Origin of the sequence: Halochromatium salexigens, from assembly GCF_016653295.1 — a bacterium.
Taxonomy (GTDB): domain Bacteria; phylum Pseudomonadota; class Gammaproteobacteria; order Chromatiales; family Chromatiaceae; genus Lamprobacter; species Lamprobacter salexigens.
The window spans coordinates 439769-465252 of record NZ_NHSF01000059.1 but is presented as its reverse complement, the minus strand read 5'-3'; the positions used below and the strand labels follow the sequence as shown (position 1 = coordinate 465252).

Here is a 25484-nt window from a genome sequence, read left to right as displayed (position 1 = left end):
AAATTCAGCGGGTGCGCTTGCAGAGGCCGTCGGGGAAGAAGAAGCCGATCTCGCGCTCGGCCGTGTCCGGGGCGTCGGAGCCGTGCACCGCGTTCTCGGTGAAGGAGTCGGCGAAATCGGCGCGGATGGTGCCGGGCTCGGCGTTGGCGGGGTTGGTCGCGCCCATGAGTTCGCGATTCTTGCTGATCGCCTCCTCGCCCTGGAGCGCCATCACCAGCACCGGCCCCGAGGTCATGAAGCCGACCAGCTCATCGAAGAACGGCTTGCCCTGATGCTCGGCATAGAAGGCGCTTGCCTGCTCGAGGCTCATGTGCAGCATGCGCGCGGCGACGATCCGTAATCCGGCCTGCTCGAAGCGGCTACAGATGGCGCCGATTGCATTCTTGGCGATGGCATTGGGTTTGATGATCGAGAGCGTGAGTTGCTCGGCCATGCGGGCTCCTGATATCGGGTTGTCCGATGCCCACGACGTCGCCGTTGGGCGTGGCTTAGAGCATCGGTGAGAGGGATCATGTCAGCCCCGCATTTTAGCTGGATATGCGCTTACAAATCCATCGTCCGAGCGGTGTCAGTCTTTGCCTTGGCCAAGATCGTCAGCCTTTGCGCAAGAAGAGCCAGGCGACCAGGCCCATGAAGAGGGCGAATTCGATGGCGGGCAGGGGAGTGTCTTGCATGCTCGTCGTCTCCGGGTGAGCGCGGCGAAAACCAACTAAAACGGTCGGCTGAGCGCCGGATGTGATGGTGGTCAACGTCTCGCGGCAGGCTGATTGCTAGAGTGCGGTATCAGTGATTATGACCGTCTTGCTGCAGTGCACAAATCGCAGTAAGCTGCGGTTCGCGTAATGGCCATGCGGCTCGTCTGTGTATGGCACTTGTTCAGGTGAACTCGGATTTAGGTGGGGATCATGACAGAGTATGCGTTGATCTTGGTCAGTACGGTCTTGGTCAACAATTTTGTATTGGTTAAATTCCTGGGGCTGTGTCCGTTCATGGGGGTCTCGAAGAAGCTCGAGACCGCGATCGGCATGGGGTTCGCAACCACCTTCGTGCTCACGTTGGCGGCCGTGACCACTTGGATTGTCAATACCTATCTGCTGGTGCCACTCGGCATCGAGTACCTGCGAACCATCGCCTTTATCCTGGTGATCGCGGTCGTCGTGCAATTCACTGAGACGGTGATGCATAAGACCAGCCCGGTGCTCTATCAGGTGCTTGGCATTTTCTTGCCGTTAATCACCACCAACTGTGCGGTACTTGGCGTCGCCCTGCTGAATCTCCAAGAGCAGCGCAGCTTCCTCGAGTCGGCGCTGTACGGGTTTGGGGCAGCCATCGGGTTCTCGCTGGTACTGGTGCTTTTTGCCGCGATGCGCGAGCGGGTTGCGGTGGCCGATGTACCGGAACCCTTCCAAGGCAGTGCGATCGCAATGGTGAGTGCCGGACTGATGTCCTTGGCTTTCATGGGGTTTGCCGGTCTGGTTTCGGTTTAAGCTGGTTCACTCCCTGGTTGAGAGACAGGGGTCACAATGCAATGGGGTTGCGGCGGGCAGGGCTGCCGTGAAGCGATGAGCCGACCGCTGATGGCGACCCCGGGAGAAGACTGAGATGTTGATAGCGATTGCGGCGATTGCGGGTCTTGCCGTCGCCTTTGGACTGCTGCTCGGCTATTCGGCGATCCGTTTCCGTGTCGAAGGCGATCCGATTGCCGATCAGGTCGATGCGCTGCTGCCGCAGAGCCAATGCGGGCAGTGCGGGTATCCAGGTTGCCGGCCCTATGCCGAGGCGGTCGCCTCTGGCGAGGCCGAGATCAACCTCTGCTCGCCGGGCGGCGAGGGGACGATGCTCGCGATTGCCGATCTACTCGGGCGCGAGCCAGTCGAGGTCGGGGAGATCGAGGAAACGCCGAAGCAGGTGGCGGTGATCGATGAGCAGACGTGCATTGGCTGCACCAAGTGCCTGCAGGCCTGCCCGGTCGACGCCATCGTCGGCGCGGCCAAGCAGCTGCACGGCATCATTGCGAGCGAGTGTACGGGCTGTGGTCTTTGCGCGGATCCCTGCCCAGTCGATTGCATTCATTTAGTGCCGGTGCCGGAGACGGTCTCCAATTGGAAATGGCCCTATCCGACACCGTTGCGCCCGCGCGTCGTGCTGCCGCCCGCGTCCGACCTGCTGCCGGAACATCGCGAAGCCGCTTGAGCGCCATCGCCTCAATGCGCCGCGCCACATCAACCGCTTCCAACAACGAGCACGCTTTACCAGATGTCAGGTCTCAGATCGCTCCTCGGCAATGGTCAACGCAAGCTGTGGCAGTTCCACGGTGGCGTCCATCTGCCGGATGAAAAAACCCTCTCCAATCGCGGGCCTGTCGTCGACGCCCCACAACCGCCTCAGCTCGTGCTGCCTCTGCAGCAGCACATCGGCGCCCCGGCGCGCTGTCGGGTCGCGGTGGGCGATCAGGTGCTCAAGGGACAGCTGATCGCCGAACCCCAAGGCTATATCAGCGCCCCCATCCATGCCTCGCGTTCGGGCACCGTGGTGGCCATCGAGCCGCGTCCGATCCCGCATCCCTCGGGGCTCAGCGCGCCGTGCGTGGTGATCGAGACCGATGGCGAGGATCGCTGGGGCGAGCTGCCCGCGCCGCTGGCCGCCTCCACCGCTGAGATCGACGCCTGCGAGGTGGCCGAGGTGCGCGAACGCATCCGCGCGAGCGGTATCGTCGGCATGGGCGGTGCCTCGTTTCCGTCGAGCGTGAAGCTGAATCCGGGCCAGGATCAGCCCATCGATACCCTCGTGATCAACGGCGCCGAGTGCGAGCCCTATATCACCTGCGACGATCTGCTGATGCGCGAATGCGCCGCCGACATCCTCGATGGCGTGCGCATCATGTTGCATCTGATCAAGGCCAAGCAGGCGCTGATCGGTGTCGAGGACAACAAACCCGAGGCCGCCACGGCGCTGCGCCGCGCGATCGATGCGACCGAACTCGGCGCGCGGGTCGAGGTGGTGGTGGTGCCGACGCTGTACCCGAGCGGTGGCGAGAAACAGCTGATCCGCATCCTCACCGGCCGGGAGGTGCCGAGCCACGGGATTCCGGCGCAGATCGGCGTCGTCTGTCAGAACGTCGGCACGGCGGCGGCGGTGGCCGATGCGGTCTTGCGCGGCCAGCCGCTGATCGAGCGCCTGGTCACCGTCACCGGCCGTGGCGTGGTCGAGCCGCGCAATTATCGGGTGCCGATCGGCACGCCGGCGGAGTCGCTGATCGCCGCCAGCGGTGGCTACAGCGGCGATCTCGCCAAGCTGGTCGCGGGCGGGCCCATGATGGGGTTTCGCCTCGAGACCGATGCGGTCCCGATCACCAAGGCGACCAACTGTCTGCTGGCGCTGACACCGGCCGAGAGCCCGGACCCGGGCGCGCCCTTGCCCTGTATCCGCTGTGGGCGTTGTGCCGAGGTCTGCCCGGCCAACCTGCTGCCGCAGCAGCTCTACTGGCACGCGCGCGCGAAGGAACTCGACAAGGTGCAGGACTACAACCTGTTCGACTGCATCGAGTGTGGCTGCTGCGCGCATGTGTGCCCGTCGCATATCCCGTTGGTGCAGTACTATCGTTTCGCCAAGACCGAGAGCTGGGCGCGCGAGCAGGAGAAACGCGCCGCGGACCACGCCCGCGAGCGCCATGCCGCGCGCGAGGCCCGGCTCGAGCGCCAGGAGCGCGAGCGCAAGGCGAAACTGCGCAAGAAGAAGGAGGCGGTGGCCGCAGGTGGCGGCGCGCCGAAGGGCGACAAGAGCGGCAAGGACGACACGGCTGGCAAGACCGATAAGGCCGATAAGGCCGATAAACAGGCGGCGATCGAGGCCGCGCGCCGGCGCGCGGCCGAAAAGAAATCCACGGTTGAGCAAACGCAGCAAACCGCTCGGCCTGTCACCCAACGTGTTCCGGAACACGCCCCAGGAAATGCTTCCGGGAGCGCTTCTGACCACGCTGCTGACAACCCAACGGGCAACACGCCGGTGCAGAATCGCGCGGCCGCAGCGCCTGTCGACGAGCCGGATGGTGCGCTGCTCGAGCGACGTGAGACGGCTGCGGCCGGTCAGGAGTAAATCGAGTGGCCATGTCTTTCGTTTCCTCGCCGCATAGCGCGCGCGTAAACCGCGTTGATCAGGTGATGCTGCAAGTGTCCCTGGCGCTGGTGCCCGGTACCCTGGTCATGGTTTGGTTCTTCGGCTGGGGCGTGCTGATCAACATGGCCCTGGCGACGGTCTTCGCCGTGATCGCCGAGGCCCTGGCGTTGCTCCTGCGCAGGCGCCCGGTGTTGCCAGCGATCAAGGACTACAGCGCGGTGGTGACCGCGCTGCTGTTTGCCTTGACGATCCCGCCGACGTTGCCCTGGTGGATGACGCTGATCGGCATTCTGTTCGCGATCCTGATCGTCAAACAGCTCTATGGCGGTATTGGTTACAACCCATTCAATCCGGCCATGGCCGGCTATGTGTTCTTGTTGATCTCGTATCCGGTGGCGACGACGAGTTGGTTGCCACCGGATGTCTCGGCCTTGCTCGAGGCGCGTGATCTCAGCACGCTGTCGTTGATCGACTCGGCACGCCTGGTCTTTACCGGTGCGCTGCCCGAGGGATTGAGCTGGGATGCGATCACCGCAGCGACGCCGCTCGACGAGATGCGCACCTTGCTCGATCAGGGCCAGCGCATCGATGAGATCCGCGCCAGCAGCCCGCTCTGGGGCGTTTTCGGCGGGCGCGGCTGGGAATGGGTCGCGGCTGGATTCCTGCTCGGCGGGATCTATCTACTGAGGCAACACGTGATTACCTGGCATATCCCGGTGGCGGTGCTCGGCGGACTGTTGAGCGCTTCGGCGCTGTTCTGGCTGCTTGATCCCCAGCTTTATCCGTTCCCGGCCTTCCATCTGTTCTCGGGCGGCGCCATTCTCGGTGCATTCTTCATCGCCACCGATCCGGTGTCGGCCAGCACCACCCGCCGCGGACAGTTGATCTACGGGGCCGCGATTGGGGTGATCATCTTTGCGATCCGCACCTGGGGCGGCTATCCGGATGCCGTCGCCTTCGCGGTCCTTTTGATGAACATCGCTGTGCCGACCATCGATCAATACTCTCAGCCGCGCGTTTTCGGCCAGCGCCGCAGCGCGCGCAAAAAGGCTTGAGTCCACTGCAGTCAAAGGACAACGATCATGAAAAAGGCTCCCATCCTCATCGCCGCATTTATCCTCGGCAGCTTCGCGGTCGGCGGTGTCGGTCTCGTTGCGGTCACGCACGAGTTGACCGATGCCCGCATCGCCGAGAACCAGCGCGAGGCGATGCTCGCCAAGCTCAAGGCGATCGTGCCGGCCGGGCGCATGTCGAACGATCCGCTCGCCGATCGCATCGAGGTCAGCGCCCCCGAGCTGCTCGGTGGTCAGGTCACCGAGGTCTATCGCGTGCGCGATGGCGATGAGCCGGTCGCGGTGATCCTCAAACCGATCGTCCCCGATGGCTACGCCGGCCCGATCAAACTGCTGGTCTCGGTGTTGCGCGACGGCTCGCTCGGCGGCGTGCGCGTGATCGAGCATCACGAGACGCCGGGGCTGGGCGATAAGATCGAGGAGCGCAAGGATGACTGGATCGTCGAGCAGTTCGAGGGCCGCTCGCTGGGTGAGCCGCCGCTCGAGGACTGGACGGTCAAGCGTGACGGCGGCGTCTTCGATCAGTTCACCGGTGCCACCATTACCCCGCGCTCGGTGGTCAACGCGGTCAAGGGCACCTTGCTCTTCGTGCAGCGCCATGGCGAGTCGCTCTATGCGCAGCCCGCCGAGGGAACGACCGATGAGGCGGCGGAGCCGATGCAGGCCGCTGCGGCCAGTCAGCAGGCTAAACAGGTCGCGCCCTCGCCAGCGTCAGCAGCGGCCGCGAAGGAGGCCTCCTGATGGCGGAGAAGGGTTATGGCGGCTTGGTTGGTGATGGGCTCTGGAGCAACAATCAGGCCCTGGTCGCGCTGCTCGGGCTCTGCCCACTGCTTGCGGTCACCACCACGGCGACCAACGGCCTCGGTATGGGGCTGGCGACGACGACCGTGCTGGTGCTCTCGAACGCGACCATCTCGCTGATCCGTAATCTGGTCCGCCCAGAGGTGCGCCTGCCGGTGTTCGTGCTGGTGATCGCCTCGTTCGTGACCGCCGTCGAGCTGACCATGCAGGCGCAGTTCTATGAACTTTATCTGGTGTTGGGGCTCTTCATCCCGCTGATCGTGACCAACTGCGCGATCATCGGCCGGGCCGAGGCCTTTGCCTCCAAGGCCCCGCTGGATCGGGCCATCGTCGATGGGCTGGCGATGGGGCTCGGCTTCACGCTGGTGCTGATGGTGCTCGGCGGGTTGCGGGAATTCCTCGGCCAAGGCACCCTGTTCTATCAGGCCGATCTGTTGCTCGGTGCTGGCGCCCAGGGTATTGGTCTCGATCTTGGAGAAGACTTTCAAGGGGCGTTGCTGGCGATCCTCCCGCCAGGGGCCTTCATCGGTCTTGGGCTGATGATCGCGATCAAGAACCTGATCGATAAGCGTATCGAGCGGCTGCGGCGGAAGCGCCCTGTCTCTGCCGAGCGTGTCGCCCCAGAGGCGGCAGCGGGTGAAGTTGCACCCTCCAACGGCTGAACTCGGGATGCCCACCGTCTGTTCTTGAGTACGCCACGTCCCAGACGTTTGCCTGGGAAGTGGTATATTTGCGCGCTGATCTAATTTCAGGCTTTTCAGTCACGCCAGCAACCGCAAGCCCCATCACGTTTGCAGCTGGCAGTATCTCAAGAAAGACGGGGAGTTACGCATGTCGAAAAAGCATCCAGTCGTTGCCGTTACCGGGTCCTCTGGCGCGGGGACGACGACGGTCAAGCGCGCCTTCGAGCACATCTTCTATCGCGATGGCATCAACCCCGCCGTCATCGAAGGGGATAGCTTCCATCGCTATAACCGCAAGGATATGAAGGCCGAGATGGCCAAGGCCGCCGAGGAGCATCGGAACCTGAGCCATTTCGGACCCGAGGCCAACCATTTCGACCTGATCGCCGAGTTGTTCAGCAGCTATGGCGATACCGGTACCGGCAAGAAGCGCTACTACATCCACAGCGATGAAGAGGCCGCGCATCACAACGAACGCCTGGGCACGAACCTCTCGCCGGGTGAGTTCACGCCTTGGGAAGAGGTGCCGGCGGGGACCGATCTGTTGTTCTATGAAGGATTGCACGGTCTGGCCAAGACCGACGAGGCCGATGTGGCGCGGCATGTCGACCTCGGCATCGGCGTGGTGCCGATCGTCAACCTGGAATGGATTCAGAAGATCCACCGCGACAACGCCGAGCGCGGCTATTCGGCCGAGGCCATCGTCGATACCATCCTGCGCCGGATGCCGGATTACATCCGCCACATCACGCCGCAGTTCACGCGCACCGATATCAATTTCCAGCGTGTGTCGACCGTCGATACCTCCGATCCATTCATCGCGCGCGATATCCCGACCCCGGATGAGAGCTTCGTCGTCATCCGCTTCAAGGAGCCGGAAAAGTTCGATGTGGATTTCGTCTATCTGCTGTCGATGCTCAAGGACTCGTTCATGTCCCGGCGCAATACCATCGTCGTGCCCGGTGGCAAGATGGGCTTTGCGATGGAGGTCATCCTGCAGCCGATCATCGAGCGCATGATGGCGGCCCGCAACGTCTGATCCGCAAGGCGCGCGCTGGGCGCCTGCGAGCGCTCGGCGGCCCTCTCCTGGCTCAGGATGACGCTGTGGCCGCACTGCGCGCGCTATCATCCGGCGGCGGCGCTTCGGGATGGGCCGGCGGGCGTACCGTCAACAGATGGACCCGGCGGCTGTCGGCGCGCAGGATCGTGAAGCGGAATCCGCCGATCTCGACGCGCTCGCCTCGTGCTGGCAGATGCGCGAGCGCATGCACGACGAGCCCCCCCATCGTATCCAGATCGCCACCGTCGAGCGCGCAGCCGAAGTAGTCGTTGAACTCCTCGACCGAGGTGCGCGCCTTGACCGTGTACTCGCCTTGGCCGCGTTTGTAGATGAAGGCGCCTTCATCGAAATCGTGCTCGTCCTCGATATCGCCGACGATCTGCTCGAGTACATCCTCGATCGTGACCAGGCCGGCGGCGGAGCCGTACTCGTCGACGACGATCGCCATGTGATTGCGGCTCGCCCGGAACTCCTTGAGCAGCACATTGAGCCGCTTGCTCTCCGGCACGAAGATCGCGGGGCGCACATGGTCGCGGATGTTGAAGGAGCGCCGATTGGCCTCGGCGCAATAGCTCAGCAGGTCTTTTGCCAGCAGGATGCCGACCACTTCGCCCTTGTCGTCACCGGTCACCGGGAAGCGTGAATGCGCGGAGTCCACGGCAATGGCCAGGATGCGCTCGAGCGGGTCATCGCGGCGGATGCGCACCATCTCGGCGCGCGGGATCATGATGTCGCCAACGCGCAGGTCGGCGACTTGCAGCACGGCTTCCATCATGCCGAGGGCGTCGCGATCGAGCAGCCCTCGACCTTCGGCCTGTTGCAGGAGTTCGGCGAGCTGTTCTTTGTTCTTGGGCTCGGAGCGGGCGAAGCGCCGCAGGAGCCCGGCGAGACTGAGACGCCGCAGCCAGCCCTGACTGGCCGGGGCGCCGTTGCTAGATCCGTCGTCGCTCGTCATGGGCGTCGTCGTTGACTTCGTAAGGTGTTGAGAATCCTAGCGCGGCCAGGATGGTGATTTCCAGCGCTTCCATCGGCGCGGCCTCGGCGGCGGTGAGGTGATCGAAGCCGAGCAGGTGCAGTACACCGTGCACCACCAGATGCGCCCAATGGGCGGTCTCGGTCTTGCCCTGGTCGGCCGCCTCGCGACGCACGAGGGGCGCGCAGATCACCAGATCCCCGAGCAGGGCATTGATGCCGGCGTCCACCGACTGCCCGGAATCGAGTCCGGGAGGGGGCTCGAACGGAAACGAGAGGATATTGGTGGGCCCCGAGCGCCCGCGATAACGCTGATTGAGTGCCGCACTCTCGGCCTCGTCGGTGATGCGAATGGTCAGCTCCACTGGCCAGTGGATGCGCGCATGACGGGGCGAGCGCCGAGGATCGAGCGCGGCCAGGGTCCAGCGCTGTAAGTCGGCGGCTGCGGGGAGCACCGCACGCTGTTGCGCATCGAGAGGCCCTTGCTGCAGGTCGAGAAAAAGCCTCGAGGCTGATCGATCCTCTCGCGCCTGCGCCTCGGTTGGCGCCGCCGGCTTAGACACCTTGGTCGCGGTCATGGGCGTCGTAGGCATTGACGATGCGTTGCACCAGCGCATGGCGCACCACATCGCGGGCACTGAAGAACGTGAAGCTGATGCCTTCCACCGCGCGCAGGATCTCGATCACCTGCCGCAGCCCCGAGGGCTGACCACGCGGCAGGTCGACCTGGGTCACATCGCCAGTGACCACGGCGGTGGAGCCGAAACCGATCCGGGTCAGGAACATCTTCATCTGCTCGGGCGTGGTGTTCTGCGCCTCGTCGAGGATGATGAAGGCATCGTTCAACGTGCGCCCGCGCATGTAGGCGAGCGGCGCGACCTCGATCACGTTGCGCTCGATGAATTTGTTGACCTTCTCGAAGCCGAGCATCTCGAACAGGGCATCGTAGAGCGGGCGCAGATAGGGGTCGATCTTCTGCGCCAGATCGCCGGGCAGGAAGCCAAGTCGCTCGCCGGCCTCGACCGCCGGACGCACCAACAGCAGCCGGCGCACGCGCTCGGTCTCGAGCGCCTCGATGGCGCAGGCGACGGCAAGATAGGTCTTGCCGGTGCCGGCGGGACCGACGCCGAAATTGAGGTCGTTGCGCAGGATCGCGTGCATATAGCTGAGCTGCATCGCGCCGCGCGGCTTGATCAGCCCGCGCTTGGTCTTGATGATCAGCTCGGGAAGGGCGTCGGCGCTGGCTGCGGCAACCGCATCGGCGCCAGACTCGACCAGTTCCAGATGGATGCGCTCGGCGACGAGCGCCTCCTCGGCGCTCGCCGCATAGAGTCGCTCGAGCACCTGGGCGCCGGCCTCGGCGGCCTGGCGCTCACCGATGACGCGGAAGCTCATGCCGCGGTTGGCGATCTCGATGCCGAGACGGCGCTCGATCAGGCGCAGATGCGAATCGAACTGGCCGCAGAGGTTGGCCAATCGCACATTGTCTTCGGGTGCGAGGCTGAGATCGATCGTGATGGGTTGTTGGATCAATGGTGGCGGTCGCTGAGGTGGCATGGCGGCGAACTTACAGCCTGGCGCCGCCGCCGAGCCGGGTCTCGGGCGCGAGGCCGATCGGTCCCGCCGGTGCGACCGGCGGGGTCTGTTGAAGCGCGCCGCGCAAGGAGTTTGGCAACGCTTCGGTGATGAGCAGGTCGGCGAAGTCGCCGATCAACGCCTGTGGACCGCTAAAGTTGACCACCCGATTGTTCTCGGTGCGCCCGGCGAGTTGGCTCGGATCCTTGCGCGAGGGGCCAGTGACCAGCACCCGCTGCACCTGGCCCACCATTCGCCGGCTGATCTGCTGCGCCTGCTGGTTGATCCGTTGCTGCAGCCGCGCCAGGCGTTCCTGCTTGACCACATCCAGCTCCAAGTCTGGGTAGTCGGCGGCGGGGGTTCCCGGGCGCGCACTATAGAGGAAGCTGAAGGATTGGTCGAAGCCGATCTCATCGATCAGACGCAGGGTGGCCTCGAAATCGGCCTCGGTCTCGCCGGGGAAGCCGACGATGAAGTCCGAGGAGAGGCTGATCTCGGGGCGCGCGCGCCGCAGTCGGTGGATCTTGTCCTTGTACTCGAGCGCGGTGTGGCCACGCTTCATCAACCCGAGGATGCGGTCCGAGCCGCTCTGCACCGGCAGGTGCAGGAAGCTGACCAGTTCCGGGACCTCGGCATAGGCCTCGATCAGGCTGTCCGAAAACGCGACTGGATGCGAGGTGGTGAAACGGATGCGATCGATCCCCTCGATGGCCGCGCAATAGCGGATCAACAGCGCCAGATCGGCGCACTCGCCATCGTGCATCGGGCCGCGATAGGCGTTGACGTTCTGCCCGAGCAGATGGATCTCGCGCACGCCCTGCTCGGCGAGGCTGGCGACCTCGGCGATGACGTCGTCGAAGGGTCGGCTGACCTCCTCGCCGCGCGTGTAGGGGACCACGCAATAGGTGCAATACTTGGAGCAGCCCTCCATCACCGAGACGAAGGCGCTCGGGCCATCGGCGCGCGGCTCGGGCAGGCGGTCGAACTTCTCGATCTCCGGGAAGCTGATATCGACCTGCGGCTGCTGTCGTTGCGCGACCGCGTCGAGCATCGCCGGCAGCCGATGCAGGGTCTGCGGGCCGAACACCAGGTCGACATAGGGCGCGCGCTCGCGAATCGCGTCGCCTTCCTGGCTGGCGACGCAACCGCCGACGCCGATGACCAGCTCGGGCCGCGCCTGTTTCCAGGGCCGCCAGCGCCCGAGCTGGGAGAAGACCTTCTCTTGTGCCTTCTCGCGGATCGAGCAGGTGTTCATCAGCAGCACATCGGCCTCCTCGGGCCGCTCGGTGCGCTCGAGCCCATGCGATTCACGCAGCAGATCGGCCATCCGTGACGAGTCGTACTCGTTCATCTGACAGCCGTAGGTTTGGATGAAGACTTTGCGGGGCATGGGCTCTTGTGGTGGGCGTCGGGCAAAGGCGCGAGTGGGCCATCCTCGGGAAAGGGGATCATGGTGTCAAGCCGAGCCGAATCAATCGGTTTTCGCCTCGCCGGTGGCGCATCGCGATACCCCCCGCGGCGATCGATCACGGACCGACGATCAGCGTTCGGGCTGATGTGAATCAATGTGATGGAATCTGGGCGATCATCTACATCTGGGCCTAGGTATACTCTCGAACACAATATCTTGTGTCTTTCGTTCGGGAATCTCCAAATCATGTCGACCTCCGCCTCCTCGCTTGCGACCCTGCCAACCCGCGTCACCAAGCGCGATGGCGAGCAGGTCGTCTTCGACGCCTCGAAGATCGAGTCGGCGATCGTGCGCGCCGGACAGGCGACTGGGGAGTTCGGCGAGATGGAGGCGCAACTGCTGACCGCGCAAGTGATCAAGGTGCTCGCGCATCGGTATGGCGAGAGCCGCAGCCCGGACATCGAGGGCATCCAGGATGTCGTCGAGCAGACCCTGATCAGCGCCAACCATTTCGAGACCGCGCGCTCCTACATCGTCTACCGCGAGCAGCGCGCCAAGCTGCGCGCCGATCGTCGCACGCTGGTCGATGTCACCAGCTCGATCAACGAGTATCTGGATCGCTCCGACTGGCGGGTCTCGGCCAATGCCAACCAAGGCTATTCACTCGGCGGGCTGATCCTGAACACCTCGGGCAAGATGATCGCCAACTACTGGCTCTCGCATGTCTATCCGCCGCAGGTCGGCGAGGCGCATCGCGAGGGCGATATGCACATCCATGATCTCGACATGCTCGCCGGCTATTGCGCCGGTTGGTCGTTGCGCACACTGCTGGCTGAAGGGCTGAATGGCGTGCCGGGCCGGGTCGAGGCCGGGCCACCCAGGCACATGTCGAGCGCGGTCGGGCAGATCGTCAATTTCCTCGGCACCTTGCAGAACGAGTGGGCTGGTGCGCAGGCGTTCTCGAGCTTCGATACCTACATGGCGCCCTATATTCGCGTCGATGGGCTCGACTATCCGCGCGTCAAGCAGTACATCCAGGAGTTGATCTACAACCTCAATGTGCCGTCGCGTTGGGGCACACAGACGCCGTTCACGAATCTCACCTTCGATTGGGTCTGCCCGGAGGATCTGCGCGAGCAGGTGCCGGTGATCGGTGGCGTCGAGCAGCCGTTCACCTACGGCGAGCTGCAGGCCGAGATGGACATGATCAACCGCGCTTACATCGCGGTGATGACCGAGGGCGATGCCAAGGGGCGCATCTTCACCTTCCCGATCCCGACCTACAACATCACCGAGGATTTCCCCTGGGATAGCGAGAATGCCGAGCATCTGTTCGAGATGACGGCCAAATATGGCTTGCCCTATTTTCAGAACTTCCTCAATTCCGAGCTGTCGCCGAACATGGTGCGCTCGATGTGCTGCCGGCTGCAGCTCGATCTCAGCGAGCTGCTCAAGCGCGGCAATGGCCTGTTCGGTTCGGCTGAGCAGACCGGCTCGCTCGGCGTGGTGACCATCAACTGCGCGCGGCTCGGTTATACCCATCGCGGCGACGAGGCCGGGCTGCTGCGGCGCCTCGATGAGCTGATGGAGCTGGCGAAGAAGAGCCTGGAGCTGAAGCGCAAGGTGATCCAGCGCCACATGGATGCCGGGCTCTTCCCTTATACCAAGCGCTATCTCGGCACCCTGCGCAATCACTTCAGCACGCTCGGCGTGAATGGCATCAACGAGCTGATCCGCAACTTCACGGCGGATACCGACGACATCACCACCGAGTGGGGCCATGCCTTCGCCTGCCGACTGCTCGATCACGTGCGTGCGCGGATGGTCGAGTTCCAGGAAGAGACTGGGCATATGTATAACCTGGAGGCGACGCCGGCCGAGGGCACGACCTATCGCTTCGCGCGCGAGGACAAGAAGCGCTACCCGGGCATCCTGCAGGCCGGAACCGAGGAGGCGCCGTACTACACCAACTCCTCGCAGCTGCCGGTCGGCTACACCGACGACGCCTTCGAGGCCCTGGCGGCGCAGGATGCGCTGCAAACCAAGTACACCGGCGGCACCGTGCTGCACCTGTACATGGGTGAGCGTATCGGCTCGACCGAGGCCTGCAAGCGCCTCGTCCAGCGCGCGCTGACCCACTTTCGGCTACCGTATATCACGGTGACGCCGATCTTCTCGGTCTGTCCCACCCATGGCTATCTTGCCGGCGAGCACGAATTCTGTCCCAAGTGCGATGCCGAGCTGATCGAGAAAAAACGCGCCGAGCTGCAAGCGGCGACGGCCTGAGTGCTCGCCACGCAGGCTGTCGGTCGCGTCGGCTCTCGAGGGTGCTGATCCCAGCACGGGCCGGCCCTCGCGGGGCAAGCAACATCCAACGCAAAACTGAGCAAGCGATAGCGGTCGACACGCAGACCGCAGTATCGCGATCAATCGCTACACGATTAGAGGAGTACGAGATGAAAGAGAACACCGTCGAACCGACCATCGAGCTGCGCGACGAAGAGCGCACCCGCTGTGAGGTCTGGACCCGGGTGATGGGGTATCACCGGCCAGTCTCCGCCTTCAATCGCGGCAAGCAGGCCGAGCATCAGGAGCGCACCTATTTTCAGGAGCGGCCTGCCGGTCGCCCGGATGCGCGCCAGAGCGTGGACCAGCGCTCACATCCGCATTTCGCAGAGACGCACTCCGAAGAACGGTGTTGCGAGGACACACAGCGCGAAGCCGCCTGAGCGATAGGCCATGATCCAGCCCCAGCCCGCTGCCAATGCGCTCCAGCTCGGCGGACTGACGCCGCTGACCAGCGTCGATTATCCGGGCGAACTCGCGGCCGTGGTCTACTGCCAAGGCTGTCCTTGGCGCTGCCCGTATTGCCATAACGGCGATCTGCTGGAGGCCGCGCCCGAGGGCAGGGGGCGGGAGGCGATCACCTGGGCCGAGGTGCTCGAGCGGCTGAAATCTCGCCGTGGTCTGCTCGATGCGGTGGTCTTCAGCGGCGGCGAGCCGACCGCGCAGTCCGCGCTCGCCGCTGCGATGGCCGAGGTGCGCGCGCTCGGCTTCAAGGTTGGGCTGCATACCGGTGGTCCTTATCCGCAGCGCTTGCCCAGCCTGCTGCCGCTGCTCGATTGGGTCGGGCTGGATATCAAGGCCTTACCCGAAGACTATCCCCAGGTGACCGGTGTGCCCGGCTCTGGCGAGCAGGCTTGGCAGAGCCTGGCGCTGCTGCTCGAAGCCAGGGTCTCACTGGAGGTACGGACCACACCGATGCCGGGGCTCGATGACGATGCCTATCTCTCTCGGCTGATGCACAAGCTGGCCAAGGCCGGCGTGACCCATTACGCCTTGCAGCAGGCACAATCCGCTCATCTGCTGGAGCCCGCGCTGTGCCATCAACTGCGTCATTTTTCCAAGCATGCGCTATCCAATGCCGCGAGTCTTGAGGACCCTGAGGGCGGACTGCCCAATCCATTCCTGCATTTCGAGCTGCGCGCGGCCTGAAGGCGATGCTGGCGTTATGCTGGTGATGATGTAATGCCAGATCGCGCCTTGCTGAACGAAAGAGGGGCGGTCCATCAACGCGCTTCCGCATGCTTGGTGATGATGTCCTGCACCTCACTGGGCTGAAAGGCGACATCCCAGGCCCAGTGCCCGAAGCCGCCGCTGCTGTTGATGGCGCTGACCCATTCGCTCAGCGCCTCGCGCTTGGCCTGATTCTGCGGGCTGTCGGTGCCTTTGATCTCGAGCGCGAGCTGTTGGCCGTTGGCGAGACGGATCAGGAAATCCGGCACATAGCGCCGCCTTGAGCCGGCCCACAGGTAGTAGATCTGAAAGCCGAGATGATCGTTCTTGGCGTAGGCGATGACCTCATCGCGCGACTCCAGAACATTCGCTGCATGGCCCTCCCAGGCCGAGTCTCCAACCAGATGGCTGATCTGTGACTTCTGCGTTGGGAAACAGGGCTTGCTCGTGTACCAGGTCCGCATCTGACTGGTCGCCCCGATCGGATCCTCTTCGTCGAAGACCGGTGTCAGCTGCTCGGTGTTCTGCTCGCGCACCTGGCTGAGCAGGTGCTGCACCAGCAGGTCGATGTTGAGGGCGATGAGGATGCGCCGGCGCAGCGGGTCCGAGTGGAAGCGCGATGGAATCCGCAACCGGTCGGAGCGCAGAAACGCCTCGATGATCCGCACCAGCTGCACCGCCAAATAGTCTGGCGTGCCGGAAAAGCCGTGGCGCAGCTCGGCGCAGGCCTTGCGGGTGGCCTGAAACATCAGCCGTTGCAGCCGGAATCCATCCGGCAGTTGTTCCAGGTCGATGGCGGTGACCTTACCCATGTCGGTGGCGCCGCCGAGCGCCGGGGCCAGCTCGGCGCTGATCGGCGTGCTGGCGGGATCGAGCACCAAGGGCGCGACCTGGTCCCAGTCGATCGTCAGCTGTGGCGTCACGACCGATTCGATCCGCAGCACATTCGGCCAGCGGATCTCCAGATGCGCCCGCTCGGGGATGACCTCGATCTGCGTCGTCGGCTTGGGTGGCGGCGGCGGATCGCCGCCATCGCCGGTCTCCGAGATCGAGAGCGGCACGCCGAAGACATTGACGTATTCGGGCAAGAACAGCCCATTGGCGTCGGTGTCATAGGACACGCGGCGCAGGCCACGGCCTACTACTTGCTCGCAGAGCAGCTGCGAGGTGAAGGCGCGCAGCCCCATGATGTGGGTGACGTTCTTCGCATCCCAGCCCTCGGAGAGCATCGCCACCGAGATGACGTTCTGCAGATCCTGACCGGCCGCGCCCGGCTTGCCGACGCTATCGACGATCTCGCGCAGTAGCTCCTCCTTCTTCAGCGCCAGCAGTTGTTGGCGGCGGGTGTCGGGCAGATCCGCCGCCGCGATGATCGCCCGCAGGCGCGTCTCGTAATCCTTGTCGGCGGTCGCGGTCTCGCCGACCTCGGCCTTGTCCAGCACCTTGGAGTCGACGCGCAAGGTGCGCGTCGGCGCCTGCAGCTCGGGCCAGTGCGCGTCGCCCTGGTTGAAAGAGTGCTCGATGCGCGCTGCGGTCTCGGTGCGATTGCAGACCGTCAGCATCACCGGGGGCGAGACATGGCCGGCGTCGCGCCACTGTCGCCGGGTGTCGCGCCAGTCGGCGCCGAGCAGGGTGTAGGCATCCTGCACCAGCTTCGGCAGCGCCTCGTGCGGCTCGGCCTTGGCCCGATTCAGATCCTCGGCAACCGAGGGGTCGCGATAGAGGTGATAGAGCTTCGAGCGCAGTGTCTTGGCGTCGGGCAGCGCATCATCGCGTACCACCACGCGCGGGGTCTTGACCAGACCGGCCTCGATCGCGTCGTTGAGGCCGAAATCCGAGATGATCCAGTCGAACAGTGCCGTATCCGTGCTCTTCTTGCCGGTCGGCGCGAAGGGAGTCGCCGAGAGATCGAAGCAGCGCTGGATGCGACGAGTCTCGTGGATGCGGTCCAGGCCCTCGATCCAGCGCGTCGCCTCGTCTAGGTCGATGCCCTGTTCGGCGGCCCGCTGCTTGCTGATCTTCAGCTCGGCCGGCTTGCGATAGGCATGGTGCGCCTCGTCGTTGATGACGATGAGATCCTTGTACTGGCTCAGCTTGCCCAGCACCCGGCGGGTATAGGCCTCGTCCGACTCGCGGCCTTTCTTGACCACCGAGCGGTCGGCCTCCTTCAGCGGCATCAACGTATGCCAGTTCTCGATCAGCACCTCGGCCTGATTGAGCTTCTGGCGCAGCGCCTCGGACGGGCACAGATTGAAGCTGTCGTAGTAGCTGCCCGCGCGCGGCAGCAGCACCTGCAGCCGCTCCTTTACGGTGAGCCCCGGCGTGACGATCAGCACCGCGCGGCTGAAATCCTTGCGGCGCTTCGGGTAGGTCAGCGCGTTCAGGACCTGCCAGGTGATGATCATCGCCATCAGCGTGGTCTTGCCGGCGCCGGTGGCCATCTTGTTGCACAGCCGCGGCCAGGGGCCGCCATCGCCGGGGATCGCGATGCCCTGCTTGTAGGCGGCCGCGCCCTCGATCCACCAGATCAGGGTCTCGATGGCCTCGAGCTGGCAGAAATAGAAGGGGTAGGGCGGCTCGGGCGTCTTGTCCACCGAGGCCAGTAGCTCGCCGGTGCGCGCGTGCCAGTGCTCGAGCAGCTTGCGCGTGATGATGGTGATACCGGGCCAGTCGGCGGCGCGCCAGGCGTCGACCCGGGCGCGGATGCTGTTGACCAGTGCCAGCACCTCGGTGCGCTTGGTATGGTTGCGCGCGTCGAAGACCTCGTAGCTCGCTGGCCGCCGCTCGGGTTTGATCGCGAGCTGGCCGCCCTCGCCGTCGATCCAGTGCTGGGTCGGGCAGAGGTACGGCGAATTGATGATCAGCGACACTGGCTCAGTCCTCGAGCGCTAGGATCTTCAGCGATTCGATCCCGCGATCATCGACGATCTTGACCGCGATGCGCCGATGCTCGCCGGCCGCGAACGGCAGCGAGCGGGTGCCGTGGAAGCGCGCCAGCAGCTCCTCGTCCAGCTCGGCGCGGATCGTCTTGCGCAGCCGATGCCAGCCGCCCTTGGCATCGGCCAGCGGGAAGAAGACCTGATGCGGCATCAGCGAGCGATTGTCGTAGTCGGTATCGAGCGACCACATCGCGATCTGCTGCTTGCCGCCTGAGACCAGATCACCGGCGCGCGGGTCGAAATAGTCGAAGCCGTTGACCTCGACCTCCCACCGCCCATCCGGGCGCTGGCGCAGCTCGACATCCGGCTGGCCCATCAGCCAGAAGGATTGGTTCGAGGCGCGCTGTTTCTTCAGATCCTCGGTCAGCAGGTCGGTGTTCATCTGCGCCTTCAGCAGGGTCACGCCGGGCCAATTGACCTCGTCGATGTCCTTCGCCGCCTCGGGGTCGAAGGTGAAGGCGCAGAACAGGATGAACTTCGGCGACGGACGCAGGCTCTCGGCCTCGGTCAGTGCCAGCTCCACCTGCCGCTGCTCCAGCGCCGCGTGCTCGGGGCCGAAGCTGACGACGATGCGCTCGCCGGTCTCGGCCAGCGCGCCACTGGCATGGAGGTTTTTCAGTCCAGGCAGGGTCTCGAATTCGGCGAAGCGCAGTAGGGCGCCGCCCTTGCCGCGCACGCCGGTCTTGAGCAGCTCGTCGCGCCAGAGCGCCTGGCGCGAGGTCTCGCCGGAGCGGGCGATGCTGGCGTCGGCCGCTTGCGGCGGCAGGGGCTGATCCAGTGAGCGCACGGTCGGTGCTGGCACCGCCTCGACCGAGAACGGACCGCAGATGCGCAGCTTGGTCTTGTCGATGCGCGGTTTGTCGTAGAGCGTCTCCTGCTCGGCATGGTCGGCGATGGATTGATCCATCCGGCGCTGCATCGCCTGACGCGCAGCGTGGAAGGCCTCGAAGGGCGCGCGGGTGGGTTCGGGCCAATCCTCCGGCCAGTCGAAGGGCACCTCCCATTCGTGCAGGGTCTCGCCCTTGGCAAAGTCGACTGGCTTGCCCTTGCGCACGCCCTGCGTGGGCTTGAGGGGTGTGGGTGGGTTGGCGGTCAGCGCGGCATTCAGGGCATCGAGCGCGGCGGCGATCTTCGGATGCTCCTCGTCGTGGATGCGGTCGATGTCGGGGTTGTTGGCGATGGACTTGAGCGTGATGTGCGGCACCGTCTCGTAGTCGAATCCGCCCTTCAGGCCTTCCTGGGGATAGCGCAGTGCGTAATAGTCGAAGGAAGCGGTCATCAGCCGCTGCTTGGCCAACGTGATCGCCACGCGCGAGGTGTCGCAGGTGATCCAGCGCCGGCCCCATTTCTCGGCGACATAGGCCGTGGTGCCCGAGCCACAGGTGGGATCGAGGACGAGGTCGCCGGGGTCGGTGGTCATGAGGAGGCAGCGTTCGATGAACTTCACTGCCGTTTCAACGACGTATCTCTTGCCCTGCGCTGCAGGCTTGTCAGTCCAGCAGTTATCAAACTGGGAGAGTGGAAAATCGCGTTGATATTGCTTGTAGTAAGGGTCCTTGCCAAGCTGGAAAAGGCGATTGCCTTTGATTACACGGGTCATTCCCTCGTAGTTGCTTGACCAACTCTTATTGCCAGAAGGCGGGAACATCATCCCCAGGAATGGCAAGTCAAAAGTGCAGGAAGGAGTGAACCCTGAAGAAGTGGCATTTCTCCGTCGATAGACTCGATCAAGGAAATCCTGGCTCTTTCGGTCGGTCGGCGTTTCTTCCCAAATTATTGGATCAATAAATCGGTATTCCCGATCGTCGCTAACATCGCGGGGGCGATAGATCTGACGAAACTTCAGCTCAGCAAGTGACTTCCCATACCATAAGATATGGTCGTAGACCTTTGCCAAGCCCTTCTGCCCGAGTGGGTCGGTGGCCTTAAAGGCAATTTGAGCCACGAAGTTCTCTGAGCCAAAGACTTCATCCAAAAGATTCCTGACGGTGTGGAAGTTTTCATCGCCAATCTGCACAAACACCGACCCACTCTCGCTCAACAATTCCCGCGCCAGCAGCAGCCGATCGCGCAGATAGGTGAGATAGGAGTGGATGCCCAGCTCCCATGTGTCCCGAAACGCCTTGATCATCTCGGGCTCTTGGGTGAGGTCGGCGTCCAAGCGGTCCTTGACGTCGCGCTTATTGGTGAAGGGCTGGAAGTTCGACCCGTATTTGATGCCGTAGGGCGGGTCGATGTAGATCATCTGCACCTTGCCGCCCAGGCTTTCCTTGGTCAGCAGCGAGTTCATCACCAGCAGCGAGTCGCCGGCCACCAGCCGATTCGACCAGCCCTTTTCGTGGTGGTAGAAGTCCAGCGCCTGGCGCAGTGGCAGGTTCTCGAACGGTGCCGCGAACAGATCCGGCTGGCGCCATTGATGGTCCGCGTCCTTGCCCTGCAGCCGCTTCGCCGCGTTGGCCAGGATCGTCGCCGGGTCCACCCGCTCATGGACATGCAGCGAGACGGTGTCGATCTCGAACGATGTCCGCTCGGCCTTGCCGGTCCAGTTCAAATAGGGCGCCTGCAGCCGCTTCAGCTCGTGCAAGGCGTCGCGCATCCGGTCGGGATCATCGGAGGCGAGCGCGTCGTCGATCAGTTGCTCGATGCTGGCTCGGGCGCTGTCGAAGTTCAGCGCCGGGTCCAGGTGCGGGTCGTAGGCCCAGCGGGTCTTGTCGCCGTCCGGGTCGGTCCCGGCATGTACCATCCCAACCTCGGGATTGTTGACGCGGGTCTCGCCGTGGCGATAACTGAGCACCTGTGTGGGAGCGTCCGGCTTGCGCTTGGCCGGTTTTGCGCCCGTGGTCGTCTTGCGCAGTTTTGGTGTCGGCGCCTCGATGAGGCTCAAGCCGAAGTCGTCACTGGGTTGGTCTTGCTGTGAGGCTGGCTTCGGGTTTGCTTCTGGCGCTTGTCCTTCTGCTTGTCCTGGCGTTGACGCAGGCGCTGGGTCTGGCGCTCGCCCGGCGTCATTCGTGCTCGCCTCGCGCTCGATGATTCGGAAGATCGACCCACCTCGCCCTCGGCCTCGGCCGAGCCGGTCGGCCTCGATCAGCCTGTTGCGCGCGGCTTGATAGTCCTCGTCCGTCAACTCCGGCATGCGCTCGCGCAGCAGCGCCAGCATCGCGCCGTTGCCGATCGAGGAACCATCCTCGGGCGTGAGTGAGAAAATCAGGTCGGTGAGGTGGTCGAACATCCTGTGCTGCGGCTCCGTTTTTGAAGAATCGACGACTGGTTTCGTTTATGTGAAAGGATTGATGATTGTCAGTGAATGATCAATGACGAGACCATTTTGCATGTCTTCGGAGTAGAGCGTCGCGCAATCGTTTTCCAGTGCTGTGCTAGCAATGAGGCTGTCCCAAAAGCTGATGGCATATCGGCTGCGGATGGTTGATGCGCAGGTTAGAGTTTGGCGAGTTAATGCGTGAACCCTGTGATGGTAGAAAAAGCTCTCAATCAATTTTTGAAGTTCGGGTTCGTTATATTTTGCTTTGCGGATCAGGTTTACGCTGAGCTCATTGATCACCTGAATGCTTAATTCACGCCGACTTTTGACGAGGTGTTGGGCGATCTTGTTTTTACGCTGATCGTCTTCAGATTCGCCGCACACGAAAGCGTAGAACCAGATATTTGTGTCGACGAAGCTACGCTCAGCGGTCATAGATTTCGTCCCGATGGAGCGGGCGGGCCGCTTTGACCTGTAGCGGATTGGACAGTAGCCGCGTTAGCTCATCGTCTTCTTCAACGATGGGTTGTTGTTTGATTTTGCCTTGTAAAAAACGGACAAAGTCAAGCACCTCGAATTGGGCCTCAGGGGGGAGTTGACTTGACTCGCGGCTGATCTGGTCGATGGTATTCATGTTGTCTTGGTGCTCATCATAAAAATTGATGCCGAGGCAGTTCTTTGATACCTCGGCGGTGATGCTCCGATGCTCCGCTCTCAGCGCCGTTCCCTCAACAGGGTGATGATCCGCTGCAAATCCTGCCAGCCCTTGGCCTTCTCGGCCGGGCTGCGCAGGTAATACGATGGATGATAGGTGACCAGCAGCGGGATCGGTTCGGCGCCATCGCCGGGCTGATAATGATGGTGCTTGCCGCGCATGCGCCCGACCGCCTCGCTGTTGCCGAGCAGGTTGTTGGCCGAGACGGCGCCGAGGCTGACGATGAGCTTGGGCTCGAGCAGCGCGATCTGGCGCTCGAGGTAGGGGCGGCAGGCGCTGGCCTCCTCAGGCGCGGGGTTGCGGTTGCGCGGTGGGCGGCATTTGACGATGTTGGCGATATAGACCTGCTCGCGCGCGAGCCCAATGGCGGCGAGCATCTTGTTGAGGAGCTGCCCGGCGCGACCGACGAAGGGTTCGCCCTGCTGGTCCTCGTCCTGGCCTGGACCTTCGCCGACGAACAGCAGTTCGGCGTGCCGATCTCCGGTCCCAAACACCGTCTTGGTCCGGGTCTCGCAGAGGGGGCAGCGGCGGCACTCGGCAACGCAGGCCGCAAGGGTGTCCCAGTCCATGCCGGTGATCTGGCGCTGTTCGTCAGTGGCAGCGGTGGCAGCGGCGGCCGCGGCGGCTGGTGCTGAATGGGACGTTGCCGCTGGCACCGCTGCTTGGGTTTTGCGAGCCAATGAGGCGCGCGCGATCGCTTGCAACGCCGCTTGCGCACCGGTTGCGCCCGTCGTCGGCTGCGCTGTCAGTGCTGGCTGGGGTGCCGGTTCGGCATCCTGATCGGCCAGCAGCGGCGCGGGTTCCAGCGCTGATTTCGGCTCAGGGGCCGGCACTGTCGCTGCGGCCGATTCGCCGGCGACCCGCGGCTGCCAGACCTCGATGCCCATGGCCGCCAGATAGTGCAAGCGGCGTGCTTCATCCATGGCTCAAACATCACCGGTCTGCGGATGCGCGCGTTCTCTGGCGCTGCTGAGCTTGTTGAGCGCGTTCAGATAGGCCTTGGCCGAGGCGATGACGATGTCGGTATCGGCGCCCGCGCCATTGACCACATGACCGCCGCGCTCGAGCCGCACCGTGACCTCGCCCTGGGCATCGGTGCCGCTGGTGATGGCGTTGACCGAGTAGAGCTTGAGCGTGGTGCCGCTGTTGATGATCGACTCGATGGCGCGGAAGGTCGCATCGACCGGGCCGCCACCGATCGCGGTGCCGGGCTCTTCCTCGCCATCGACGCTCAGCACCAGATCGGCGCGCGGTGTCTCGCCGGTCTCGGAGCAGACCCGCATCGAGACCAGTTTGACGCGCTCGTTGGCGCTGCCGAGGGTGGCATCGGTGACCAGCGCCTGCAGGTCTTCATCGAAGATCTCGTGCTTCTTGTCGGCCAGATCCTTGAAGCGGCGGAAGGCCTCGTTCAGCTCCTCGACGGTGGCGAGCTGCACGCCCAGTTCCTCGAGCCGGGCGCGGAAGGCGTTGCGACCCGAGTGCTTGCCGAGCACCATGCGGTTCTGCTGCCAGCCGACATCCTGGGCGCGCATGATCTCGTAGGTCTCGCGATGCTTGAGCACACCATCCTGATGGATGCCCGACTCATGGGCGAAGGCATTGGCACCGACGATGGCCTTGTTCGGCTGCACCGGGAAGCCGGTGATGCCCGAGACCAGGCGCGAGCAGTTGAGGATCTGGGTGGTGTCGAGCCGGGTGTCGCACGGGAAATAATCCTGGCGCGTGCGCACCGTCATCACGACTTCCTCCAGCGCGGCGTTGCCGGCACGCTCGCCGAGGCCGTTGATGGTGCATTCGACCTGGCGCGCGCCGTGCTCCACCGCCGCGAGCGAGTTGGCGACCGCAAGGCCGAGGTCGTTGTGGCAGTGCACCGAGAAGATGGCCTGGTCGGCGTTCGGGATGCGCTCGCGCAGCTGGGCGATGAGGCTGCCGAATTGATGCGGCACCGCGTAGCCGACGGTGTCGGGGATGTTGAGGGTACGGGCGCCGGCGTCGATCACGGCCTCGAGGATGCGACAGAGGAAATCGATCTCGGAGCGGCCGGCGTCCTCGGGCGAGAACTCGACATCATCGCAGTGCTGGCGCGCGCGCTTGACCGCGATCACGGCCTGCTCGACCACCTGGTCCGGGCTCATCTTGAGCTTCTTCTCCATGTGGATCGGCGAGGTGGCGATGAAGGTGTGGATGCGCCCAGCGTTGGCGTCCTTGAGCGCCTCGCCGGCGCGGTCGATGTCGCCCTCGAGCGCGCGCGCAAGCCCGCAGACGGTGCTGTCTTTGACCGCGCGCGCGACCGCCTGCACGGCCTCGAAGTCACCGGTGCTGGCGGCCGGGAAGCCGGCCTCGATGACGTCGACCCGCAGCCGCTCGAGGGCGGTGGCGATGCGCACCTTCTCGTCACGGGTCATCGACGCGCCCGGGCTCTGCTCACCATCGCGCAGCGTGGTGTCGAAGATGATCAGGTGTTCTTTGTCGCTCATGAGTGGGTCTCGGTGCAGTGGGTTGGGCTCGCGCGAGCGGGATCGCCGCCGATCGCGTTTGGACCAGGGGAAAGGGCGTTGATTCTAACCTTCGTCGCTCGCTGTTGCCGATGTTGCAGGATGGGTGATGGTGTGATGAATCGGCTACACTTGCCCCTTGAGCTGTGCCGCGCCAATGTCGAAGAATCATGATGAATGCCTACAAGACCTACGTCCGCATGGATGCTTCAAGCCGTGTTGTGCTGGAAGGCATGCCTTTTCCCGAAGGCGCCTTGCTGGAAGTGCTGGTGGTCGATCAAACGCGCCAGCCTGAAGAGCGCACCGAAAGCTGGCGTGCGCTGATGCGCCATGTGCAGAGCCTGCCCCAGTCGGCGGTACTGACCGACGAGGATATTGCAGCCGAAATCGACGCGCAGCGCAGCGGGCGCTGATGCGGGTAGTGATCGACACCAATCTTCTGGTATCGGCGGTGATTCGGGATCGTCTGCCCGAACGGGTGCTGCTGTGGTGCTTGGGGCATTCGGATATCGAGTGGTTGGTGACCCCCGAGATCATGGCCGAATACAGCGCGGTCATTCAGCGTCCGAAATTCAGCTTACCTCGCGCAACCATCGACTGGTGGTTGGAACTGCTCGCGGCCGATACGCAGATGATCGAAGCGAGGGGCAACATCGACTTCCCGCGTGATCGCAAGGATGCGCCTTTTCTGATGTGCGCGGCCGCTGGCGAAGCGGATTATTTGATCACCGGGGATGGCGATTTCAGCGAGGCACAGGCGCTGATCGCGACCCCCATCCTAAGCGTGCGTGCTTTTGCGCAGGCAGTTGCCCCGCAAACCTTGGTCGCGCCAGAAGGCTAGCACAAGCACCGCCGGGGCCAGGCCCGCC

Annotated in this window: 23 protein-coding genes; 12 read left to right on the top strand and 11 right to left on the bottom strand. The window is 63.9% G+C overall.

All coding sequences use genetic code 11. The features are described from left to right. Nucleotides 1–4: 4 nt before the first annotated feature. A complete protein-coding gene (ndk, locus tag CCR82_RS12120; protein WP_201246023.1) occupies nucleotides 5–433 on the bottom strand; it encodes a nucleoside-diphosphate kinase in 429 nt (142 codons plus the stop codon). Between the two features lie 472 nt (nucleotides 434–905). Between ndk and rsxA the strand changes: the two genes are divergently transcribed. The 7 genes from rsxA to CCR82_RS12085 all read left to right on the top strand — a co-directional run bounded on the left by rsxA (nucleotide 906) and on the right by CCR82_RS12085 (nucleotide 7712). After that, a complete protein-coding gene (gene rsxA / locus CCR82_RS12115; RefSeq protein WP_201246022.1) occupies nucleotides 906–1487 on the top strand; it encodes an electron transport complex subunit RsxA in 582 nt (193 codons plus the stop codon). 115 nt (nucleotides 1488–1602) lie between these two features. Continuing rightward, nucleotides 1603–2193 carry an electron transport complex subunit RsxB gene (rsxB, locus tag CCR82_RS12110; RefSeq protein ID WP_201246021.1) on the top strand — a complete coding sequence of 197 codons (591 nt, stop codon included), beginning with the start codon at nucleotides 1603–1605 and terminating at the stop codon, nucleotides 2191–2193. 63 nt (nucleotides 2194–2256) lie between these two features. After that, nucleotides 2257–4095 carry an electron transport complex subunit RsxC gene (gene rsxC / locus CCR82_RS12105; RefSeq protein WP_201246020.1) on the top strand — a complete coding sequence of 613 codons (1839 nt, stop codon included), beginning with the start codon at nucleotides 2257–2259 and terminating at the stop codon, nucleotides 4093–4095. An 11-nt stretch (nucleotides 4096–4106) separates the two neighbouring features. Further along, entirely contained in the window at nucleotides 4107–5171 is a 1065-nt protein-coding gene (gene rsxD / locus CCR82_RS12100; protein WP_201246019.1) for an electron transport complex subunit RsxD, read from the top strand. Between the two features lie 27 nt (nucleotides 5172–5198). Next, a complete protein-coding gene (gene rsxG / locus CCR82_RS12095; protein ID WP_201246018.1) occupies nucleotides 5199–5930 on the top strand; it encodes an electron transport complex subunit RsxG in 732 nt (243 codons plus the stop codon). Further along, nucleotides 5930–6652 (top strand): electron transport complex subunit E, encoded by a 723-nt coding sequence (gene rsxE, locus CCR82_RS12090; RefSeq protein WP_201246017.1) that lies wholly within the window; start codon nucleotides 5930–5932, stop codon nucleotides 6650–6652. Before rsxG ends, rsxE begins: the two co-directional genes overlap by 1 nt. Nucleotides 6653–6821: 169 nt before the next feature. After that, nucleotides 6822–7712 carry a phosphoribulokinase gene (locus tag CCR82_RS12085; RefSeq protein ID WP_201246016.1) on the top strand — a complete coding sequence of 297 codons (891 nt, stop codon included), beginning with the start codon at nucleotides 6822–6824 and terminating at the stop codon, nucleotides 7710–7712. A 52-nt stretch (nucleotides 7713–7764) separates the two neighbouring features. On the opposite strand, the gene CCR82_RS12080 is transcribed toward CCR82_RS12085, so the two are convergent. The 4 genes from CCR82_RS12080 to miaB are packed head-to-tail and all read right to left on the bottom strand — an operon-like array spanning nucleotide 7765 to nucleotide 11670. Beyond that, complete coding sequence (locus tag CCR82_RS12080; protein WP_201246015.1) at nucleotides 7765–8688, bottom strand: CorC family transporter; 924 nt, start codon at nucleotides 8686–8688, stop codon at nucleotides 7765–7767. After that, the gene (ybeY, locus tag CCR82_RS12075) at nucleotides 8666–9298 is read right to left on the bottom strand and encodes an rRNA maturation RNase YbeY (protein ID WP_242513420.1); all 633 of its coding nucleotides are present in this window, start codon (nucleotides 9296–9298) and stop codon (nucleotides 8666–8668) included. The genes CCR82_RS12080 and ybeY overlap by 23 nt, the downstream gene beginning before the upstream one ends. Next, nucleotides 9261–10238, bottom strand: coding sequence for a PhoH family protein (locus tag CCR82_RS12070; RefSeq protein WP_201246014.1), 978 nt, complete (start codon nucleotides 10236–10238; stop codon nucleotides 9261–9263). Before CCR82_RS12070 ends, ybeY begins: the two co-directional genes overlap by 38 nt. Before the next feature lie 34 nt (nucleotides 10239–10272). Further along, nucleotides 10273–11670, bottom strand: a complete 1398-nt coding sequence (miaB, locus tag CCR82_RS12065; RefSeq protein WP_201246013.1) for a tRNA (N6-isopentenyl adenosine(37)-C2)-methylthiotransferase MiaB — start codon at nucleotides 11668–11670, stop codon at nucleotides 10273–10275. A 267-nt stretch (nucleotides 11671–11937) separates the two neighbouring features. Between miaB and CCR82_RS12060 the strand changes: the two genes are divergently transcribed. From CCR82_RS12060 to CCR82_RS12050, 3 genes are all read left to right on the top strand, one after another. Continuing rightward, on the top strand, nucleotides 11938–13977 hold the full coding sequence (locus CCR82_RS12060) for a ribonucleoside triphosphate reductase (protein WP_201246012.1): 2040 nt from the start codon (nucleotides 11938–11940) through the stop codon (nucleotides 13975–13977). Nucleotides 13978–14147: 170 nt separating this feature from the next. After that, nucleotides 14148–14420, top strand: coding sequence for an anaerobic ribonucleoside-triphosphate reductase (gene nrdD, locus CCR82_RS12055; protein WP_201246011.1), 273 nt, complete (start codon nucleotides 14148–14150; stop codon nucleotides 14418–14420). A 10-nt stretch (nucleotides 14421–14430) separates the two neighbouring features. After that, nucleotides 14431–15186 carry an anaerobic ribonucleoside-triphosphate reductase activating protein gene (locus CCR82_RS12050; protein ID WP_201246010.1) on the top strand — a complete coding sequence of 252 codons (756 nt, stop codon included), beginning with the start codon at nucleotides 14431–14433 and terminating at the stop codon, nucleotides 15184–15186. A 74-nt stretch (nucleotides 15187–15260) separates the two neighbouring features. Here the strand turns inward: CCR82_RS12050 and CCR82_RS12045 are convergent, their stop codons facing one another. The 6 genes from CCR82_RS12045 to CCR82_RS12020 form a co-directional block, all read right to left on the bottom strand. Continuing rightward, the gene (locus CCR82_RS12045; protein ID WP_201246009.1) at nucleotides 15261–18077 is read right to left on the bottom strand and encodes a BPTD_3080 family restriction endonuclease; all 2817 of its coding nucleotides are present in this window, start codon (nucleotides 18075–18077) and stop codon (nucleotides 15261–15263) included. 4 nt (nucleotides 18078–18081) lie between these two features. Continuing rightward, on the bottom strand, nucleotides 18082–21375 hold the full coding sequence (locus CCR82_RS12040; protein ID WP_242513419.1) for a DNA methyltransferase: 3294 nt from the start codon (nucleotides 21373–21375) through the stop codon (nucleotides 18082–18084). A gap of 45 nt (nucleotides 21376–21420) precedes the next feature. Then, a complete protein-coding gene (locus tag CCR82_RS12035) occupies nucleotides 21421–21840 on the bottom strand; it encodes a PIN domain-containing protein (protein WP_201246008.1) in 420 nt (139 codons plus the stop codon). Continuing rightward, entirely contained in the window at nucleotides 21830–22039 is a 210-nt protein-coding gene (locus tag CCR82_RS12030; RefSeq protein WP_201246007.1) for a DUF2281 domain-containing protein, read from the bottom strand. Before CCR82_RS12030 ends, CCR82_RS12035 begins: the two co-directional genes overlap by 11 nt. Nucleotides 22040–22119: 80 nt before the next feature. Continuing rightward, complete coding sequence (locus CCR82_RS12025; protein ID WP_201246006.1) at nucleotides 22120–23043, bottom strand: uracil-DNA glycosylase; 924 nt, start codon at nucleotides 23041–23043, stop codon at nucleotides 22120–22122. Between the two features lie 3 nt (nucleotides 23044–23046). After that, entirely contained in the window at nucleotides 23047–24597 is a 1551-nt protein-coding gene (locus CCR82_RS12020) for a 2-isopropylmalate synthase (protein WP_201246005.1), read from the bottom strand. 188 nt (nucleotides 24598–24785) lie between these two features. Between CCR82_RS12020 and CCR82_RS12015 the strand changes: the two genes are divergently transcribed. Both CCR82_RS12015 and CCR82_RS12010 read left to right on the top strand, forming a co-directional pair. Then, nucleotides 24786–25028 carry a hypothetical protein gene (locus tag CCR82_RS12015; protein WP_242513418.1) on the top strand — a complete coding sequence of 81 codons (243 nt, stop codon included), beginning with the start codon at nucleotides 24786–24788 and terminating at the stop codon, nucleotides 25026–25028. After that, a complete protein-coding gene (locus CCR82_RS12010; RefSeq protein WP_201246004.1) occupies nucleotides 25028–25456 on the top strand; it encodes a putative toxin-antitoxin system toxin component, PIN family in 429 nt (142 codons plus the stop codon). Before CCR82_RS12015 ends, CCR82_RS12010 begins: the two co-directional genes overlap by 1 nt. Nucleotides 25457–25484: the final 28 nt, after the last annotated feature.